15 protein-coding genes are annotated in these 17,788 nt (G+C 70.5%); 8 read left to right on the top strand and 7 right to left on the bottom strand.

Features of this window, described 5'->3' with window-relative positions:
* The first annotated feature begins 28 nt into the window (after nucleotides 1-28).
* The 3 genes from ABD747_RS02445 to ABD747_RS02435 all read left to right on the top strand — a co-directional run bounded on the left by ABD747_RS02445 (nucleotide 29) and on the right by ABD747_RS02435 (nucleotide 3,595).
* Nucleotides 29-922, top strand: a complete 894-nt coding sequence (locus ABD747_RS02445) for an esterase/lipase family protein (RefSeq protein WP_344801495.1) — start codon at nucleotides 29-31, stop codon at nucleotides 920-922.
* Nucleotides 923-1,292: 370 nt separating this feature from the next.
* Nucleotides 1,293-2,354 (top strand): M23 family metallopeptidase, encoded by a 1,062-nt coding sequence (locus ABD747_RS02440; protein ID WP_344801494.1) that lies wholly within the window; start codon nucleotides 1,293-1,295, stop codon nucleotides 2,352-2,354.
* A gap of 311 nt (nucleotides 2,355-2,665) precedes the next feature.
* Nucleotides 2,666-3,595, top strand: coding sequence for a M23 family metallopeptidase (locus tag ABD747_RS02435; RefSeq protein ID WP_344801493.1), 930 nt, complete (start codon nucleotides 2,666-2,668; stop codon nucleotides 3,593-3,595).
* Nucleotides 3,596-3,775: 180 nt separating this feature from the next.
* Here ABD747_RS02435 and ABD747_RS02430 read toward each other — a convergent pair whose 3' ends face one another.
* Complete coding sequence (locus ABD747_RS02430; protein ID WP_425562469.1) at nucleotides 3,776-6,310, bottom strand: UvrD-helicase domain-containing protein; 2,535 nt, start codon at nucleotides 6,308-6,310, stop codon at nucleotides 3,776-3,778.
* A 191-nt stretch (nucleotides 6,311-6,501) separates the two neighbouring features.
* Here ABD747_RS02430 and ABD747_RS02425 point away from each other — a divergent pair, with 191 nt between their 5' ends.
* On the top strand, nucleotides 6,502-7,737 hold the full coding sequence (locus ABD747_RS02425; protein WP_344801492.1) for a phospholipase D-like domain-containing protein: 1,236 nt from the start codon (nucleotides 6,502-6,504) through the stop codon (nucleotides 7,735-7,737).
* Between the two features lie 63 nt (nucleotides 7,738-7,800).
* Here the strand turns inward: ABD747_RS02425 and ABD747_RS02420 are convergent, their stop codons facing one another.
* The gene (locus ABD747_RS02420) at nucleotides 7,801-8,703 is read right to left on the bottom strand and encodes a sulfite exporter TauE/SafE family protein (RefSeq protein ID WP_344801491.1); all 903 of its coding nucleotides are present in this window, start codon (nucleotides 8,701-8,703) and stop codon (nucleotides 7,801-7,803) included.
* A gap of 296 nt (nucleotides 8,704-8,999) precedes the next feature.
* The gene (locus tag ABD747_RS02415) at nucleotides 9,000-9,446 is read right to left on the bottom strand and encodes an RrF2 family transcriptional regulator (RefSeq protein WP_344801490.1); all 447 of its coding nucleotides are present in this window, start codon (nucleotides 9,444-9,446) and stop codon (nucleotides 9,000-9,002) included.
* A 129-nt stretch (nucleotides 9,447-9,575) separates the two neighbouring features.
* On the opposite strand from ABD747_RS02415, the gene ABD747_RS02410 reads away from it, so the two are divergent.
* A complete protein-coding gene (locus tag ABD747_RS02410) occupies nucleotides 9,576-9,842 on the top strand; it encodes a GlsB/YeaQ/YmgE family stress response membrane protein (protein WP_344801489.1) in 267 nt (88 codons plus the stop codon).
* 4 nt (nucleotides 9,843-9,846) lie between these two features.
* Here the strand turns inward: ABD747_RS02410 and ABD747_RS02405 are convergent, their stop codons facing one another.
* A complete protein-coding gene (locus ABD747_RS02405) occupies nucleotides 9,847-10,449 on the bottom strand; it encodes a LuxR C-terminal-related transcriptional regulator (RefSeq protein WP_425562473.1) in 603 nt (200 codons plus the stop codon).
* 224 nt (nucleotides 10,450-10,673) lie between these two features.
* On the bottom strand, nucleotides 10,674-12,167 hold the full coding sequence (locus tag ABD747_RS02400) for an ATP-binding protein (RefSeq protein ID WP_344801488.1): 1,494 nt from the start codon (nucleotides 12,165-12,167) through the stop codon (nucleotides 10,674-10,676).
* Nucleotides 12,168-12,332: 165 nt separating this feature from the next.
* On the opposite strand from ABD747_RS02400, the gene ABD747_RS02395 reads away from it, so the two are divergent.
* Genes ABD747_RS02395 through ABD747_RS02385 form a run of 3 tightly spaced genes read left to right on the top strand, consistent with a single transcriptional unit; the run spans nucleotide 12,333 to nucleotide 14,279 of the window.
* Nucleotides 12,333-13,724: a PspC domain-containing protein gene (locus ABD747_RS02395; protein WP_344801487.1), complete on the top strand. Its 1,392-nt coding sequence runs from the start codon at nucleotides 12,333-12,335 to the stop codon at nucleotides 13,722-13,724.
* Complete coding sequence (locus ABD747_RS02390; protein ID WP_344801486.1) at nucleotides 13,721-13,906, top strand: hypothetical protein; 186 nt, start codon at nucleotides 13,721-13,723, stop codon at nucleotides 13,904-13,906. Before ABD747_RS02395 ends, ABD747_RS02390 begins: the two co-directional genes overlap by 4 nt.
* Nucleotides 13,907-13,943: 37 nt before the next feature.
* Nucleotides 13,944-14,279 carry a PspC domain-containing protein gene (locus tag ABD747_RS02385; protein WP_344801485.1) on the top strand — a complete coding sequence of 112 codons (336 nt, stop codon included), beginning with the start codon at nucleotides 13,944-13,946 and terminating at the stop codon, nucleotides 14,277-14,279.
* Between the two features lie 177 nt (nucleotides 14,280-14,456).
* Here the strand turns inward: ABD747_RS02385 and guaA are convergent, their stop codons facing one another.
* Together guaA and ABD747_RS02375 are read right to left on the bottom strand one after the other, a co-directional pair.
* Nucleotides 14,457-16,028: a glutamine-hydrolyzing GMP synthase gene (gene guaA / locus ABD747_RS02380; protein WP_344801484.1), complete on the bottom strand. Its 1,572-nt coding sequence runs from the start codon at nucleotides 16,026-16,028 to the stop codon at nucleotides 14,457-14,459.
* A 165-nt stretch (nucleotides 16,029-16,193) separates the two neighbouring features.
* Nucleotides 16,194-17,720, bottom strand: a complete 1,527-nt coding sequence (locus ABD747_RS02375) for a succinic semialdehyde dehydrogenase (RefSeq protein ID WP_344801483.1) — start codon at nucleotides 17,718-17,720, stop codon at nucleotides 16,194-16,196.
* Between the last annotated feature and the right edge of the window lie 68 nt (nucleotides 17,721-17,788).

Genomic DNA, 17,788 nt, shown 5'->3' with positions numbered 1-17,788 from the left:
TTACCCTACTGGGCTGTAATGTTTATCCGTGCTGAACTCGGCCATCGGAGGCATTTCACGCGTCGTCCGGCGTGATCTGCCCCGGGTCGCCTCGGGGGTGGCGATCGAGGCCGGCTGGATCGCGGCGCACCTGGTGATGTATCCCGGCGGCCTGCTGAGCGACCCGGCGAACCGGTCGGCGCACGGGCACTACAACTTCCGCGGCTTCACCCCGGCCCAGCGCGGGCTGGTGCACGCCGGGGTCGACGCCGCGGCCACCCCGATCCTGCTGGTGCACGGGATCGTGGACAACCACTCGATCTTCACCGTGATGGACCGGGCCCTGCGCCGGCGCGGGTTCAGCGACGTGTCCTCGTTCGACTACGGCCTGCTCACCTCCGACGTCCGCGGGGCCGCTGGCGACCTGCAGCAGGCCGTGGAGCAGCTCTGTGCCGACTCGGGGTACGAGCGGATCCACATCATCGGGCACAGCCTCGGCGGGCTGATCGCCCGCTACTACATCCAGCGGATGGATGGTCACCGCCGGGTGCATACCTGCGTCACGCTCGGCAGCCCGCACCAGGGGACGACGCTGGCGAAGATCGGCAAGGTCGTGCCGCTGGTCCGCCAGCTCGCGCCGGACTCCGACGTGATCGCGGAGCTGACCCTGCCGGCCCCGGACTGCAGCACCCGGTTCATCGCCTTCTACTCCGACATCGACCACCTGATCCTGCCGCACTGGAGTGCGACGATCGTCCATCCGGATCTCAACGCGACCAACGTCGCGATCCACGGGGTCGGCCATATGTCGATGCCCAACAACGGCCGGATCGCGTTCCAGATCGCCTCCGCGCTACGCCATCTCGACGCGGACGGGACGCGGGTCGAGGATGCGTCCGCCAGCCCTCCCGCGGCCCCCCGAGGCGCGACCGGCGAGTGCTGACGCAACCACGGATCGTGGCCGATGCGGCGCCGGCCTGGCGACCCCGGAGGAGCCGGTCCGGTGCGCCCGCGGAACTGTGAGCCGGTTGAGTTAAAGCTGTCCGCTGATCCTGCGGACCCGGTACAATTCTTCTCGGTGATCGTGGGGGACGGTCGTCGGGTCGAGAGGTCGGGCTGGTGGGTTTGAGCTTGCTTTATCAGTCCGTTATCTTGATCACAGTGCCGTGCGCGGGGACCAGACCGAGTCGGGCACTGTCTGGGTCGACTTCCCCCGCCGCCAGACGTACGCAGTGGGCATCGCGCCTGGTCGCACCGATTTCGGTGCTCACGACGAGTGCCGACATCGAGACAGCGAGCAGCGAGGGAACGACGTGACGAGGCAACCGCAGGGGCGCGCCGCGCGCCGCCCGGCGGCCGACCCCGGCCCGGATCGTCGCAGCTGGCTGTCCCAGGGATTCGCGGCGCTGGGCATCTCCGCGCTGGGCCTGGCCATCGCCGGTTCCATGTCGCTGACCACGAGCGCCCAGCCGATGACGGCTGGAGATGCACCGATCACCAGCGCCAGCACTCCGGCCGACGCCGCCAGCTCCGCGGCGGGAACGGTCGACGGCTCCGTCCCGGGCGCCGCGAAGGCGGGTGCCGGTGCCGGCACGTCGAGCGTGAGTCAGCCCGCGGCAGCGCAGGCATTCCTGGCCCGCGATCCCGGGGTCGACACCTCCCGGTCCGAGCAGCTCCGCGCCGCGCTGGCCAAGGAGCGGGCCGCACAGCGAGCCGAAGACCTGGCCAAGACCGCCGAACAGGTCACCCGGGCCGTCCGCGACCAGGCCAGCAAGGCCAGGAAGAACACGCTGGACGCGACTGAGCGGCAAATCCAGGAGAACGCGGTCAAACTCGCCTGGGCGCGTCAGCAGCGAGCGATCGCCGCCCGGGTCGCGGCGGGCAACGCGGTCGCGACCGCGACCGACTCGACCTCGACGACGGCCGACCCGGGCAACACCACCATCCCGACCGGCGGCACCGCGGTCGCGCCCGTACCGGGCGCTGTGGTCGGCGCCCGATTCGGCCAGTACGGGCTGTGGTCGCGCTACCACACCGGCCTCGACTTCCGCGCCGCCGCAGGCACACCCATCCGCGCCGTCTTGCCGGGTGTCGTCGTGTTCGCCGGCAACGTCGGTGACTGGTCCGGCAACCACGTCGCGATCCGGCACGCCGGGGGCGTGACAACAATGTCATCGCATATGTCGCGGATCGCGGTGTCCGCTGGCCAGTCCGTCAGCGCCGGCCAGATCATCGGGTACGTCGGCGAGACCGGCCGGGCCTTCGGGCCGCACCTCCACTTCGAGCTCTATCCGGCCGGAGTGAAATACGGCGACGTCTACCGGGCGATCGACCCGCAGCCCTGGCTGCGCGCGCACGGCCTGCAGACTCACTGAGGCGGCTCGCCCGGTCACCGCCGAGCGAGATCTACGTCACGAAACCATCTCGCTTATTGGACCTGGTCAGCGTGGGTTCGGAGACCTGCGTCACCTTTTCGCGTACCAGTCGTTCGAGTGGTCCGCCACCATTTTGGACTGAAGTTACCAATCCGTTATGGTCGTTGCAGTCCACCGTTCGAGCCACCTCCGGCAGACGGGCCTCACCGAAGTCCAGGGCGTTCCAGCAACCGCCTCGGCAACACACCCTCAGGGGCGCGGACTGAACTGTCCCGCCGCCTCACGAGGAAGACGAACCAGCCTTGACAAGGTTGTCACCTACGAGTTTGTTCGGTCGCCGGCCCGCGGCCCGCCGCGCTCTGGTGGACACCAAGCCGAACTGGCTGCACCGCGGTCTCGCGGTCCTCGCAGTCTCCGCGCTCGGTGTCGGCGTCGCCGGCTCGGTCGCCCTCACCGGCTCCGCGCAGTCCAGCTCTGCAACGCCGGCCACCGCCCAGCCCAGCGTCGTGACCGACGTCGTGCCCGGGGTCAAGGTGCCCGACGCCTTCGACGCGCGTTCCACCTCGGTCACTCGTGGCAATGCCCGGCCCCCGGTGGCCGCGGCCACCGCCGCGGGCCGGCTGTCCGCGCACGCTGCCGAGGCCGAGGCCTCCGCCGCGGAATCGGCCGCGAGCTCCGGCGAGCAGGTCGCCGACCCGCAGGCGATCGAGGCTCGCGCCGAGGCGCTCGCCGCCACCGCGTCCTCGATCGAGAAGCAGGACGACACCCTGGTCGCGAAGCGGAAGAAGGCCATCGCCGCGGCCAAGGCCCGCGCCACCAAGGGATGCGTGCCGGTCGTCGGCGGCTACACCATCGCTGCCCGATTCGGCGATGTCGGCGCCTGGGCTCGCTACCACACCGGCTTCGACTTCTCCGCCCCGATCGGCACCGGCCTGCGCGCCCCGACCGCCGGCGTGGTGATGAATGCCGGACCGGGACCGGCCAGCGGCTGGGCCGGCAACTACGTGGTGATCAAGCAGGCGGACGGGACCCAGGTCCTGATGGCGCACATGTCCCGGGTCAGTGTCGAGGTCGGGCAGAAGGTCTCCCCGTGCGACTCGGTCGGGGCCGTCGGCCAGACCGGCCGCGCCTTCGGCCCGCACATGCACTTCGAGGTCTACCCGAAGGGCATCGAGCCGGGCGACGTCTACAAGGCGGTCGACCCGCTCCCCTGGTTGACCAAGATGCACATCAAGCCGTGATCGGCTAGACGTCGCAATCCCCGACTGGCGCGACTGCAGCATGTCGCGAATCGAGGTGGGCCGGCCTCCCTCGGTCAGGGGTGGTCGCGTCCGAGCGCGGGCGTACGACGGCCCGAACCGCTGGCCTGGTCCTCAGTTGCCAGGACGTCTAAATCGCGCCGTTTCGGCGCCGGCCAGCCGCTAGAGCTTCTCAAGCGGGGCGTGCCGGAGCGAGAGCCGCTTCACCCCGGCCGAGCCGAAGTCGACGTCGGCCTTGGTGTCGTCGCCGCTGCCGGTGGTGGCGATCACCGTGCCCATGCCGAACGTCGTGTGCAGCACCCGGTCCCCCGCCGCCACGTTGGGCACGGTCCGCACCTTCGGCCGGGCTCCGAACCCGACCCGTTCCTTCCAGCGCTCCTGCACCTGACGGGTGGCGGACGTACTGCGCCAGCTGGTGGTTGCCTGCTCGGTCCGCCGCCAGTCGAGCAGGCGATCCGGGATCTCGGCCAGGAACCGGCTCGCCGGGTTGTGCTGAGGTGCGCCCCAGGCCGCCCGGACGACGGCCCGGCTGACATAGAGCCGCTTGCGCGCCCGGGTCACACCGACGTACGCCAGCCGTCGTTCCTCCTCCAGCTCGCTCATCGACGTCAACGCTCGCTGGTGCGGGAAGACGCCGTCCTCCAGCCCGGTCAGGAAGACGGTGTCGAACTCCAGTCCCTTGGCCGTATGCAGTGTCATCAAGGTGACGACACCCTCGTCCTCGACGCCGGGCGGCGGCGGGATCTGGTCGGAGTCGGCCACCAGGGCGACCCGCTCCAGGAACGCACCCAGCGACGCATCCGGCTCGGGCGCGCCGGCGCCGAGATCCAACTCGCCGTCCTCGGTAGCCTGCTCCAGCGCCTCGGCCCGCAGCTGCGGATCGAGGCCCGCGCCGACCAGCACCCCATCGTCCGCCAGCAGCGAGTCCAGCGCGTCCGCGCCGGCTCCGCCACCGATCGCGCCCGCCACGAACTCGCGGGCCACCGCGACCAGTTCGACCAGGTTCTCCAGCCGCGTCTGGTCCTGCGGGTCTGTCGAGGACTGCAGCTCGGCCAGATAGCCGGACTTCTGCAGCACGCTGGTCAGGATCTGGTCGGCGGGTACGCCCTCGGCGACCATCGCCTCGTGCTCGTCCAGGAAGTCGGCGAAGCCGATCAGCTGCTTGGCCGACCGCGGCGCCAGTCCGGTCACGTCGTCGATCCGGCGCAGCGCCTCGCCGAAGCTGATCCGCTCCCGAGCGGCGAGCGCCTCCACCGCCTCCTCGGCCCGGTCCCCGATCCCCCGCTTCGGCACGTTCAGGATCCGTCGTACCGACACGTCGTCGGCCCGGTTCGCGATCGCCCGCAGATAGGCGATGGCGTCGCGCACCTCGCGCCGCTCGTAGAACCGGACCCCGCCGACCACCTTGTAGGGCAGACCGAGCCGGATGAACACCTCCTCGAACGGCCGGGACTGGGCGTTGGTGCGATAGAACACCGCGCAGTCGGCGTACCGAGCCCGTCCCGCGTCGCGCAGCGCGTCGATCTCCCGGGCGACGAAGCTGGCCTCGTCGTGCTCGGTGTCGGCGACGTATCCCACGATCGCCTCACCGTCGCCGGAGTCCGACCACAACCGCTTCGGCTTGCGTCCCTCGTTCTTGACGATCACCGCGTTGGCCGCGGACAGGATCGTCTGGGTCGAGCGGTAGTTCTGTTCGAGCATGATCACCGCGGCGCCGGGGAAATCGGACTCGAAGTCGTTGATGTTGCGGATGGTCGCGCCGCGGAACGCGTAGATGGACTGGTCGGAGTCGCCCACCACCATCAGCTCCGGCGGGTCGACGGTGACCTCGTCGCCGACCTGGCCGCCGTCGACCTCGGCCGAGCACAGTTCGCGGATCAGGGCGTACTGCGCGTGGTTGGTGTCTTGGTACTCGTCCACCAGCACGTGCCGGAACCGCCGCCGATACTGCTCACGAAGCTCCGGGAAGGCCTGCATGAGGTGCACCGTGGTCATGATCAGGTCGTCGAAGTCGAGCGCGTTGGCCGCGGTCAGCCGCCGCTGGTATTCCTGGTAGGCCGCCAGGTAGTTCTCCTCCAGCTCGGTGTTCACCCGGGACCGGGCCGACTCGTGGTCGACCAGTTCGTTCTTGCAGGTCGAGACCCAGTTCAGGATCGCCCGCACCGGATAGCGCTTCGGATCGAGGCTCAAATCGTGCGCGACCAGCTGCATCAGCCGCTTGCTGTCGGCGTCGTCGTAGATGGAGAACGTCCGGGTCAGGTTGAACCGGTGGATCTCGGCCCGCAGAATCCGGACGCAGGCGGAGTGGAAGGTGGAGACCCACATCAGCTTCGCCCGGTTGCCGACCAGTTCCTGGACCCGGCCGCGCATCTCCGCGGCGGCCTTGTTGGTGAACGTGATGGCCAGGATCGAGCCGGGATGGACGTTGCGCTGGGCGACCAGGTACGCGATCCGCCGGGTCAGCACCCGGGTCTTGCCCGAGCCCGCACCTGCCACCACCAGAACCGGCGGACCCTCGTGCAGCACCGCCTCGCGCTGCTGCGGGTTCAGCCCGGCCACCAGGGTCTCCATGGTCAGCCGCTCGCGCCGGCGGCGCGGCTGCGCCCGCTCACCGCCCAGACTGTCGGCCAAGGCCGCCTCCTGATCCAGCGTGTCCTCGGGAGTCGGCCGGACGCTGCGCTGCTGTGCTTCACTCATGGCTCGACCACCCTAAGCGCTGCGACCCACAGTCTCGTGCCGACTCGTGCCGTCATCACACCCCGTCCCGGAAACTGTGCGGCTCTTGCCGTCCTCACCGGCGTGTCGCTGCAAGACGCGCACAGTTTCGTGGGCCTGGGTGCGGAGAGAATGAGGGGGCGGGGCGACTGGCTCGGCACTACCCTGGTGGCATGTGGTGGCGTCGGATCCCGGTGCGCACGATCATCAAGCGCACCGTGATGGCGGTCGCGGCGGTCCAGGGCGCGACCCTGCTCACCCTGGTCACCATCGACATGTATCGCAAGCGGGGACGTACGCCCGCGATCTTTCCCCGGTTGGCGCCGAAGGTGATGACCGCCGGCGGGTCGGAGGTCACCGTCTACACCTACGGCGAGGACCTCTACCGCGACATGCTGCACGCGATCCACCTCGCCAAGCGGGAGATCTTCTTCGAGACCTTCATCTGGAAGGGCGACGAGGTCGGCCAGGCCTTCAAGGACGCCCTGATCGAGGCGGCCGACCGGGGCGTGGAGGTGTACGTCGTCTTCGACGAGTTCGCCAACCTGGTCGTCCCGCGGTCGTTCTTCCACCTGCCGCCGCACATCCACGTCCGGCGCCACCCGCTGGTCGCCAGCGGCTTCCGGTTCCCCCGCAACAGCGGTCGCGACCACCGCAAGCTGCTCGTCGTGGACCATGACGCGGCGTTCGTCGGCGGCTACAACATCGGCACCCTGTACGCCACCGATTGGCGCGACACGCACGCCCGGCTGACCGGCGACATCGTCTGGGACATGCGCAACGCGTTCATCGACTACTGGAACCTGTTCGCCGACGACAAGAGGCGCAAGGCGCTGCCCGACACCGGCAGCCTGACCTGGCAGCCCTACATCCGGATCCACCGCAACATGCCGCGGATGATGGTCTACCCGATCCGCGGGATGTATCTGGAGGCGATCGACCGGGCCTCCCACCACGTCTACCTGACCCACGCGTACCTGATTCCGGACGAGGACATGCTCACCGCCTTGATCCGGGCGGCCCGGCGCGGGGTCGACGTCCGGATCATCGTGCCCGCCGAGTCCAACCACATCGTGGCCGACTGGCTGTCCCGCGGGTTCTACGGGCAGCTGCTGCGCGGCGGCGTGCGGCTGTTCCTCTACCAGAAGGCGATGGTGCACGCGAAGACCGCGACCATCGACGGCCAGTGGTCGACCATCGGCACTGCCAACATCGACCGGCTCAGCCTGCTCGGGAACTACGAGATCAACATGGAGGTCTACAACAGCGAGGTCGCCCGGCAGATGGAGGAGGTCTTCACCATCGACTCCTCCAACTCCGTCGAGCTCACCCTGACCGACTGGCAGCGCCGGCACGCCATGGTGAAGTTCTCCGAGACGGTGCTGACCCCGCTCCGGCCGTTGCTTTGATGCGCGCTGAGCCTGTCGAAGCGCGCTCCACCGGCCCTTCGACGAGCTCAGGAAACAAATCGGTCAAGCGCGAACGGCCTCTTCCTCGCCGGCATCGACCCGAGCGCTGGCGCTGGACCGCTTCCGGGCCCGCAGGACGGCGACGTACAGGCCGGCGAGGGTGAGCAGCACGATCGCGCCGTAGATGGGCCAGCGGATCGCGGAGTCGACGTCGAAGCTCTTCAGCAGCACGCGGGCGTTGGTGAGCAGGATCATCCCGCCGACCAGCACGCCGAGCAGGTGCGCCGGCGCGACCTTGACCAGGTACGCAGCCAGCGGCGCCGCGACCAGGCCGCCGATCAGCAGCGCCAGCGCGAAGCCCCAGTTGATGCCCGCCGCACCCAGACCGATGATGAAGCCGAGGCTGGCGGCGGCGCTGACGGCGAACTCCGAGGTGTCGATCGAGCCGATCACCTTGCGCGGCTCCATCCGGCCGTCGGCCAGCAGCGCCGGTGTGGCCACCGGGCCCCAGCCACCGCCGCCGGTGGCGTCGATGAACCCGGCGAACGCGCCCAGCGGGGCCAGGAACTTGATGGTGTGCGGCTTGGCGAAGCGCGGCCGGATGCCGACCACGAACCGGACGATGATGTACGCCCCCAGCGCCGCCAGGATGACCGCCATGATCGGCGCCGCGGCGTCCGTGGACAGGTTGGAGAGCACGGTCGCGCCGATGAAGGCGCCGATCGCGCCCGGTCCGGCGATCCGGGCGACGACCCGCCAGTCCACGTTCTTCAGCCGCCAGTGCGAGACGCCGGAGGCGAGGTTGGTGCCGAGCTCGGAGAAGTGCACCGACGCCGACGCGGCGGCCGGCGTCAGACCGGCCAGCACGAGCATCGTCGAGGATGTGACCCCGTAGCCCATGCCGAGGCTGCCGTCGACCAGTTGGGCAACGAAGCCGACCACGGCCAGCACGAGCAATTTGCGCATCGAACGAACTTCCTACCGGAGAGGCAATACCTAGCGACTTACTAGGGATAGCCGAAATACTAGGTCACGTCGTCCCGCGACGACACTCGCCGTCTCGTCATCCGGGATGCCCGATCCCCGGGCCCGGGCCGTCGGCCGCTTCACACCGCTCACTGCCGCTTCGCACCCCTGGCCCGGGGTGCGAAGCGCCAGTCAGGGGTGTGGAGCGCGGGCCAGGGGTGCGAAGCGGCAGTCCCGGCCGCGCCAGGCGTGGTCCGACGGCCGGGCACCAACGGCGTGCGGACGAGGTCGAGCTGTCAGCTCCAGGCGGAGGGGTTCGCGACCAGCGCGCTGACCGACGCCGGCAACTCGTGCGCGGCCACGTCGGCCAGCGTGACACCCTCGAGGATCTCGCGCTCCGAGGCCCGGAGCGCGATCCAGACCTCCTGCAGGGCGGCGGCCGCACCGACGTACTCCAGGTGCTCGGGGCGGCTGCCCCGGACATTGGCCAGTTCCCCGTCCAGGGCCCGGATGACGTCGGCGATGCTGATCTGCTCGGCCGGCCGGCCGAGCCGGTAGCCACCGTCCGGCCCGCGCTGGCTGCGCAGCAGGCCGCCGCGACGAAGCTCGCCGAGGATGCTCTCCAGGTATTTGTTCGGGATGTTCTGCGCCGCCGAGAGCTGCTCGACCGTTCGCGGGGCGTTCGCGGCGGCGAGCTCACACACCGCCCGCAGGGCGTAGTCCACCCGCGCCGACAGTCTCATCGCGACGCCCCACTCATATCCACACCAACCTACGCCACCGGCGCCGGGATCGGCGCATCCACGACACCGGAACGCCGTGCCGGAGCGCGCCTGCCCGGCTCCGTTGTGCCGCGGACGTAGATTTCGATCATGGGCATCATCGGCTGGATCCTCATCGGACTGATCATGGGCACGATCGCGAAGGCGGTGCTGCCCGGCCTGCACCAGGGTGGCTGGATCACCACCATCCTGCTCGGCATCGTCGGCGCCCTGGTCGGCGGATTCCTCGGCAACCTGTTCTTCAACGTCGGCCTCGGGCACTTCTTCTCGATCCGCACCTGGGTGCTGTCCTTCATCGGCAGCATCGTCGTGCTGGCGATCTGGGGAGCGATCAAGGGGCGTACGTCCAGGGCCTGACCGGCTAGACCAGCCTCCGGTCGGTGGCCCAGCGGGTCAGTTGGTGCCGGTTGGACAGCTGTAGCTTGCGCAGCACGCTGCTGACATGCGTCTCGACCGTCTTGATCGAGATGAACAGCTCCTTGGCCACTTCCTTGTACGCATAGCCGCGGGCGATCAGCCGCAGCACCTCGCGCTCCCGGGCGGACAACCGGTCCAGGTCTTCGTCCACGCTGGCGATGTCGATGGCGCCGGAGAAGGCGTCCAGCACGAAACCGGCCAGCCGCGGTGAGAACACCGCGTCGCCGTCGGCCACCCGCTTGATCGCCGCGATCAGCTCCGGGCCGCTGATCGACTTGGTGACATAGCCGCGCGCGCCCGCCCGGATCACGCCGATCACGTCCTCCGCCGCGTCGGACACCGACAGAGCGAGGAAGCGCTGGTCGGGGTTCTGCTCGTGGACCTTCTTCAGCACCTCGATCCCGCCGCCGCCCGGCAGGTGGACGTCCAGCAGCACCACGTCCGGCCGGGTGGCGAGGACGACCTTGATCGCGGTCTCCGCGTCGGGCGCCTCACCGACGACCTGGACAGACTGCCCGATCTCGGCCTTGACCCCGCTGCGGAACATCGCGTGGTCGTCGACGACGACGACGCTGATCCGCGGCGCCGGGGTTGGCGGCGGCGCGCCCGGAGCGGAGGAGCCCGCCGCCGGCGCGCCGGGGGTCGCGACCACCCGCGGGGAGGCGGCGCCGGGCTGCGAAGGGGCTCCGGGATGCCCCGGCATCGCCGGCTGCCCGGGTGTGCCCGGTGCGGCGCCCTGCCCACTCGGCGAGCCCGGTCGGATGGGTTGACTCATGTCGTGATCTCCAGTCGTACTTCGGTTCCCTCACCGGGCGTGGAGCGGACCACGGCCTTGCCGCCGTGCCGCGCCATCCGGTCGATGATGCTGCCCTTGACACCCATCCGGTCCTCGCCGATCTCGTCGATGTCGAACCCCTTGCCGCGGTCGCGGACGAACACCTCGACGGTGCCCTCGTCCACCTCGGCATAGACGTCGATCTTGTCGGCACCGGAGTGCTTGGCCGCGTTGACCATCGCCTCCCGGGCCGCCCGGACCAGCGCGACCACCGCCTCGTTCGTGTCGCAGTCGCCGACCACGACCAGCTCGATCGGGATGGCCCGCTCGTCCTCCACCTCGGCCGCCGCCGCGGTCAGCGCGGCCTTCAGGGTGGCCTCGGCGGCCTCCTCGCCGTACAGCCAGGTGCGCAGCTCACGTTCTTGCCGCCGGGCCAGCTGCTGGACCGCTTTCGGGTCGTCGGACTGACGTTGGATCAGGGCGAGCGTCTGCAGCACCGAGTCGTGCAGGTGGGCGGCCATGTCGGCCCGCGCGTCGGCCCGGACCTTCTCCGCCCGCGCCTCGTTCAGCGCGCTCCTCGACCGGTGCAGCCACGGTGCCAGCACCACGGCGAGACCGGCCAGCGCGAGCACCGTCATCGCCAGCACCTCGGGCAGCAGGGCGAGCTGCCCCTGCTGGGCGACGACCAGTCCGAAGGCGGCCCCGACCAACCCGAGACCGACGATGATCCGGACCAGGGCCGGCCACCCGCCGCGGGCCACGAACGGCGCCAGCCAGACCCGGCCACCGGCCTCGTCTCGCCACTTCTTCTGCTCCGCGCGATCGGCCTGCCGCCAGACCAGCGCCGCCCCGGCACAGGCGAACGCAACCGGCCAGAACAGCTGCTGGCTCAGCCCGAGGCCGCTGGTCTGCACGATCCACAGCACGCCGGCGCCGAGCGCGACCAGCGCGACGACCTTTCCCCAGTCGTGCGATCGGGCCGGCTTCGTGGTCTGCCGCATCCCCGACCGGCTGGCCGCCTCCAGGCCGGGTGCCATCGCCGGCGGCTGCGGCGGAAGCAACAGCCACAGCGCGCCGTAGGCCAGCACGCCGATGAACTGGAACGCGGCTAGCGCGACGAAGCCGATCCGGATGACCATCACCGGCCAGCCGAGGTGCCGGGCCAGGCCGGTACAGACGCCGCCGAGCATGGCGCCCTCGCTGATCCGGGTCGCCCTCGGCCGGTCGCCCTCGGGCTCCTGCTTGCCGGTGTCGCCGCCGACTCGGTCGGGGGCCCGCGCCGCCGGCGGCGTCAACCGCGGCTCGGTCGCCTCGTCCGCCTCGACCCTCGGCGGTCTCCCGCCGGCGCCGGGATCCTGCTGAGTCGTCGGACCCGTTCTCGGCGATGGCACGCTGGAGGTCGCCAGGTCGGGCGGGCTCAGCGTGGGCGGGCTCAGGGCGGGCGGGCTCGTCGCCGGCGGGTACGCGGCAGTCGGGTCGGTCGTCGGCATCTCACCTCCACCCTCACACGGTGCCGCCCTGGGGGCACCAGGGTCGGCCCGGACCGTACCCGGGTCCCGAGGGAGGGTCCGGAGTTCCATTGTCCCAGGTATCAGGGGACGAATCGGGGGTCGTCCCTGATGGCGCGGCGGGCCCCGGTCGGCACGATGGCTGTCATGAGTTCGATCTGGACCATCCGCCGCAGCACCAGCGACGCCAAGCTCGCCGGTGTGTGCGGCGGTGTCGCCCGCCACTGGAACGTGGACCCGCTGCTGGTCCGGGTCGGCTGCGTGCTGCTCGCACTGAGCGGCGGCATCGGCCTCGTGCTGTACGTCGCCGGCTGGCTCCTCATCCCGGCCGAGGGCAGCGAGCGGCCGGTGATCCACGACCTGCTCGGTGAGCAGGCGAGCCGGCTCTCCCGCGAGATCTGGATCGCGATCGTCGTGATCGCGTGCATCATCAGCTTCGCCGTGCTCGGCTCGGTCACACCGTTCGGGTTCGGACCCGCCCTGATCCTGGCGCTGATCTGGTATTTCGGCTACTACCGGACCAAGGTGCGCAAGACCCCGTCCCCGCCGCCGCCCGCCCAGCCACCCGCGATGCCGCCCGCTCAGCCGACTCAGTTCTACAACTACTCGGGGCCGCCGACCGCCTTCACCCAGGCGGCCGACGCCTGGCGAGAGCGGATCGTCCAGGTGCAGCGCGACAGCGCCGCCCAGCGGACCACCTCCAGCCCGAACACCCCGCCGTCGACCTACCCGGCCGCCGGTGCCGCCTGGTCGGTGGACGAGGATCGCAGCGAGCCGTCGGGCTGGGTCACCCCGCCCTCGGCCAATGACCCCGCTGGCAGCGCTGCGGTCGCCGAGCAGCAGGCGTACCTCGCCCATCCCGACCCGGTCGGCCTCTACTCGCCCGAGCCGGCCGTCACGGCCGTCGTGCCCGCGGTCCCGAAGCCGGCCGACCGCCGATCGGCCCGCAGGCTGCGGCTGGTCGCGGTGCTGATGCTCGGGCTGACCCTGACCGGCCTCGCCATCGCCGATGCCGCGGGCGCGTCGGTGTCCGCGGTGACCTACCTCGCGGCCGCGCTGTTGGTGCTCGGGCTGACCCTGATCGCGGCGACCTGGTTGGGCCGTGCCCGCGGCATCCTCCCGATCGGCCTGCTGCTCGCCGTGATCACCATGGGAGTGGCCGCCGCGCCGCAGCTGCCGCCGGCGACCGAGTGGCAGTCCCAGCAGATCGCGTACACCGATGTCGCGGCGCTACCCGCCGCCGGCGATCATCGCGACGTCGGAAACCTGAGCGTGGATCTGAGCAGGCTGGCGCTCACCGACGACGCGACGTACACCGCCGACATCGATCTCGGCGAGCTGAGCGTGACGGTGCCCGAGAAGGTGAACGTGGTCGTCGACTACACCGTCGACGCCGGCGCGGTCACTGCGTTCGGGACCAAGGCGGCGAGCGGCACCGAGCTGCACGCTGTGCTGCCGCCGACCGCACCCGACCCGAAGCAGCCCACCCTGACCCTGAAGCTGTCGGCCGATGTCGGCCAGATCGAGGTGACCCGATGAGGACGTACAAGCCCGACGTGGTGTCGCTGATCTTCGGCGTGCTGATCACCGGTATCGCCCTGCTGGCGCTCTGGCTGACCTACGTCGGCGGCGTCGACTGGCAGCTGCTCAAGATCGCCGCGCCGCTGAGCCTGGTCGTGCTCGGCGTCGCCGGCCTCGCCCTGTCCCGCAACCGCGACTGAAACCTAGAACCCAACCCCGAAAGGAAAGACACAGATCATGTCCGCTCCGTACTCAGCTCCCAAGCGGCTCGAACGCAGCCGCAACGACCGCTTCATCGGCGGCGTCTGCGGTGGCATCGCCAAGTACCTGAACATGGACCCGACCCTGGTCCGGATCCTCACCGTCGTGATCACGCTGTTCACGTTCGTGCCGGTGGTGGCCTACATCATCGCGATGTTCGTGATGCCGGAGGAGTCGCCCGCCGACAGCGTCACCTACCCGCCGGTGAACGCGAACGGCAGCGACTCGGTCTGGGGCGCGGCCGGCGCTCCCTGGGAGCAGCCGCAGAGCACCAACGGCAAGCCGGTGGGTCAGACCACGCCGCTGAGCTGACTGCTCCACTCGGCAAGCCTCGCTCCGCGCTCCGCTGCGCTTCGGGCCGGCTCGTTCGTTGCGTGCTGTGAAACGGAAAAGCGTTGTTTCACAGCACGCTCCTGCACTCACCGGCGCGCAGCGTCGGCGTGGGTGGGGCTATTCCCACTCGCCGAGCGGAGCAGTTCAGAACGCCCGCTACTCCCATTCGATGGTGCCGGGCGGCTTGCTGGTGATGTCGACCACCACCCGGTTCACCGCCCGGACCTCGTTGGTGATCCGGGTGCTGACCTTCTCCAGCAGGTCGTACGGCAGCCGGCCCCAGTCGGCGGTCATGGCGTCATCGCTGGTCACCGGGCGGAGCACGATCGGGTGGCCGTACGTCCGGCCGTCGCCCTGCACGCCCACGCTGCGGACGTCGGCGAGCAGCACCACCGGGAACTGCCAGATGTCGCGATCCAGCCCGGCCGCGGTCAGCTCGGTCCGGGCGATCGCGTCCGCGTCGCGAAGGATCTCCAGCCGCTCCCGGGTGACCGCGCCGATGATCCGGATGCCGAGTCCCGGACCCGGGAAGGGCTGCCGCCAGACGATCTCGGCCGGCAGCCCCAACTGCTCGCCGACCGCCCGGACCTCGTCCTTGAACAGGGCCCGCAGCGGCTCGACCAGGGCGAACTGGAGGTCGTCGGGAAGGCCGCCGACGTTGTGGTGGCTCTTGATGTTCGCCGCACCCTCGCCGCCGCCGGACTCGACCACATCCGGATAGAGGGTGCCCTGGACCAGGAACTCGACCCCGGCCTCCTCGTCCGCGTGCGCGCCGACCACCTGCCGGGCCGCACCCTCGAAGGAGCGGATGAATTCGCGGCCGATGATCTTCCGCTTGGTCTCGGGGTCCGTCACCCCGTCCAGCGCCGCCAGGAACGTCTCCGCTGCGTCGACCACCAGCAGGTCGACCCCGGTGGCGGCGACGAAGTCCCGCTCGACCTGCTCGGCCTCGCCCTTCCGCAGCAGTCCGTGGTCGACGAACACACAGGTCAGCTGGTCGCCGACCGCCTTCTGCACCAGGGCCGCCGCGACCGCCGAGTCGACCCCGCCGGACAGCCCGCAGATCACCCGGCCGTCGCCGACCTGAGCGCGGATCGCCTCGACGGAGTCCTCGACGATGTTCGCGGGGGTCCAGTCCGGACGGCAGCCCGCGATGTCGTAGAGAAACGTCTCCAGCACCAGCTGGCCGGCCTGGCTGTGCTGCACCTCGGGGTGCCACTGGACGCCGGCCAGCCCGCGGCCGGTGTCCTCGAACGCCGCGATCGGCGCACCGGCACTGCCCGCGAGCGCGGTGAACCCGGCCGGCGCAGCCGAAACGGAGTCGCCATGGCTCATCCAGACCCGCAGCTCGGGTGGCACCTTGGCCAGCAGCGTGCCCGGCTCGGCGATCTGGGCCTCGGTCCGGCCGAACTCGCTCAGCCCGGTCCGGGCCACGTCACCGCCGAGCGCCCGAGCCATCGCCTGGAACCCGTAGCAGATGCCGAACGTCGGCAACCCGGTGGTGAACAGGTCTGCGTCGACCTGAGGCGCGCCGGGCGCGTACACCGACTGCGGACCGCCGGACAGGATGATCGCCTTGGGCTTGCGCGCGACGATGTCGGCCACGCTCGCGGTGTGCGGCACGACCTCGGAATAGACCTTCGCCTCCCGGACGCGACGGGCGATCAGCTGGGCGTACTGCGCGCCGAAATCGATCACCAGGACCAGATCATGCTCGGGCTGGCTCATCCCGGGCTCCACCTCTCCTCACGTTGAAGTGAGCAGTCTAGGGGCCTCCCGACCGCATCTTCGGATCCCTTGTTCGCCCTTGGATCCCCTATAAGAGATCCAAGGGCGGAGAAAGGATCCAAAGATCTGACGGTGGGTTGCTCGAGCTGGGTGGCGGCCGCCTCCTCAGGCTCGGCCGGCGCGGCGCAGGACACGCATCGCGCCGGCCATCGCCGTCACGAAGCCCTGTTTGGACAGCCCGAAGCTGGGCGCGATCGGCACGCCGGACTGGGTGGCCACCGCCTGCGACTCGACGAACCGGCGGATGCCCTCCCCCGCCTGCCGGCGGCCGAGCCCGGACTGCTTCATCCCGCCCATCGGGGCGTCCAGGCTGCCGAAGGTGGCCGCGAAACCCTCGTTCACGTTGACCGTGCCGCACTGGATCTCGGCGGCGACCCGCCGGCCGCGGGCCGGGTCACCGGTCCAGACGCTGGCGTTCAGGCCGTACGCCGACGCGTTTGCCTGGGCGATCCCGTCCGCGTCGTCGTCCATCGGATACAGGCTGACGACCGGGCCGAACGTCTCGTCGGCGAAGCAGCGCATCGCCGGAGTGACCCCGGTCAGCACGGTCGGCTCGTAGAACGTCGGGCCGAGATCGGGCCGGGACCGGCCGCCGGTGAGCACGGTGGCGCCGTGCGCGCGGGCGTCCTCGACATGGGCCTCCACCCGCTCGACCTGGGCCGCATTGATCAGGCAGCCGACGTCGGCGTCGTAGTCCAGGCCGGCACCCAGCCGGAGCTGCGCGGCGGTGGAGGCGAAACGGTCGGCGAAGGCGGGCAGCAGGTCGCGGGCGACGTACAGCCGCTCGATCGAGACGCAGAGCTGCCCGGCGTTGGAGAAGCTGGCGCGGATCAGGCCGGGCACGGCCTGGTCGAGGTCCGCGTCGTCGAGCACCAGTGCGGGGTTCTTCCCACCCAGCTCCAGCGAGCAGCCGATCAGCCGGCCGGCGCACTGCTGGGCGACCCGGCGGCCGGTGGCCGTGGAGCCGGTGAAACAGACGTAGTCGACCTGGTCGATCAGCGCCGGCCCGACGACGTCCCCCGGCCCGTTGACGATCTGCCAGACGTCGGCCGGCAGGCCGCACTCCTCCAGCAACTCGGCGGCGGCCAGCGAGCTGAGCGGCGTCTGGGCGTCCGGCTTGAGCAGCACCGCGTTGCCGGCGGCGAGGGCCGCGAGCCCGTCCGAGACAGCCATGGTCAACGGGTAGTTCCAGGGACCGATGGCCCCGATCAGGCCCTTCGGGACGTAGTGCCGGTCGATCCGGGTCAGCAGGGGCAGGATGCCGCTGGCCCGCTCCGTGTGCAGGTAGCGCCGGGCGGTCTGGCCGTAGTAGCGGGCCGTCAGGGCGGTGTGCAGGATCTCCTCCATCGCACTGAGCCGGGACTTGCCCGCCTCCAGCTGGACGAGATCGGCCAGGTCGTCGCGCCGGTCCAAGATCATGTCGTGCAGGTCGAGCAGCACCTGCATCCGCCGCTCGATCGGCGTAGCGGCCCAGTCCGGCTGGGCCTTCCGGGCCCGTTCGGCGGCGGCCGCGACGTCCGCCTCGGTCGAGGTCGGCAGGTCGGCCAGGACGCGTTGATCGAGCGGCGAACGCAGCGGCGTCGGTGGAGCGCTGGCCACCACACGGCCGGCCAGCCGGGAGAGGTCGAACATGACTTTCAGCGTATCCAGGCAGCTCGGTGACCACACGCAACCCGGCCGGGCTCGGGGAGGCGCATGAC

Origin of the sequence: Microlunatus ginsengisoli (assembly GCF_039537205.1) — a bacterium.
Lineage (GTDB): Bacteria > Actinomycetota > Actinomycetes > Propionibacteriales > Propionibacteriaceae > Microlunatus > Microlunatus ginsengisoli.
This window is presented reverse-complemented; position numbering and strand designations above follow the sequence as displayed.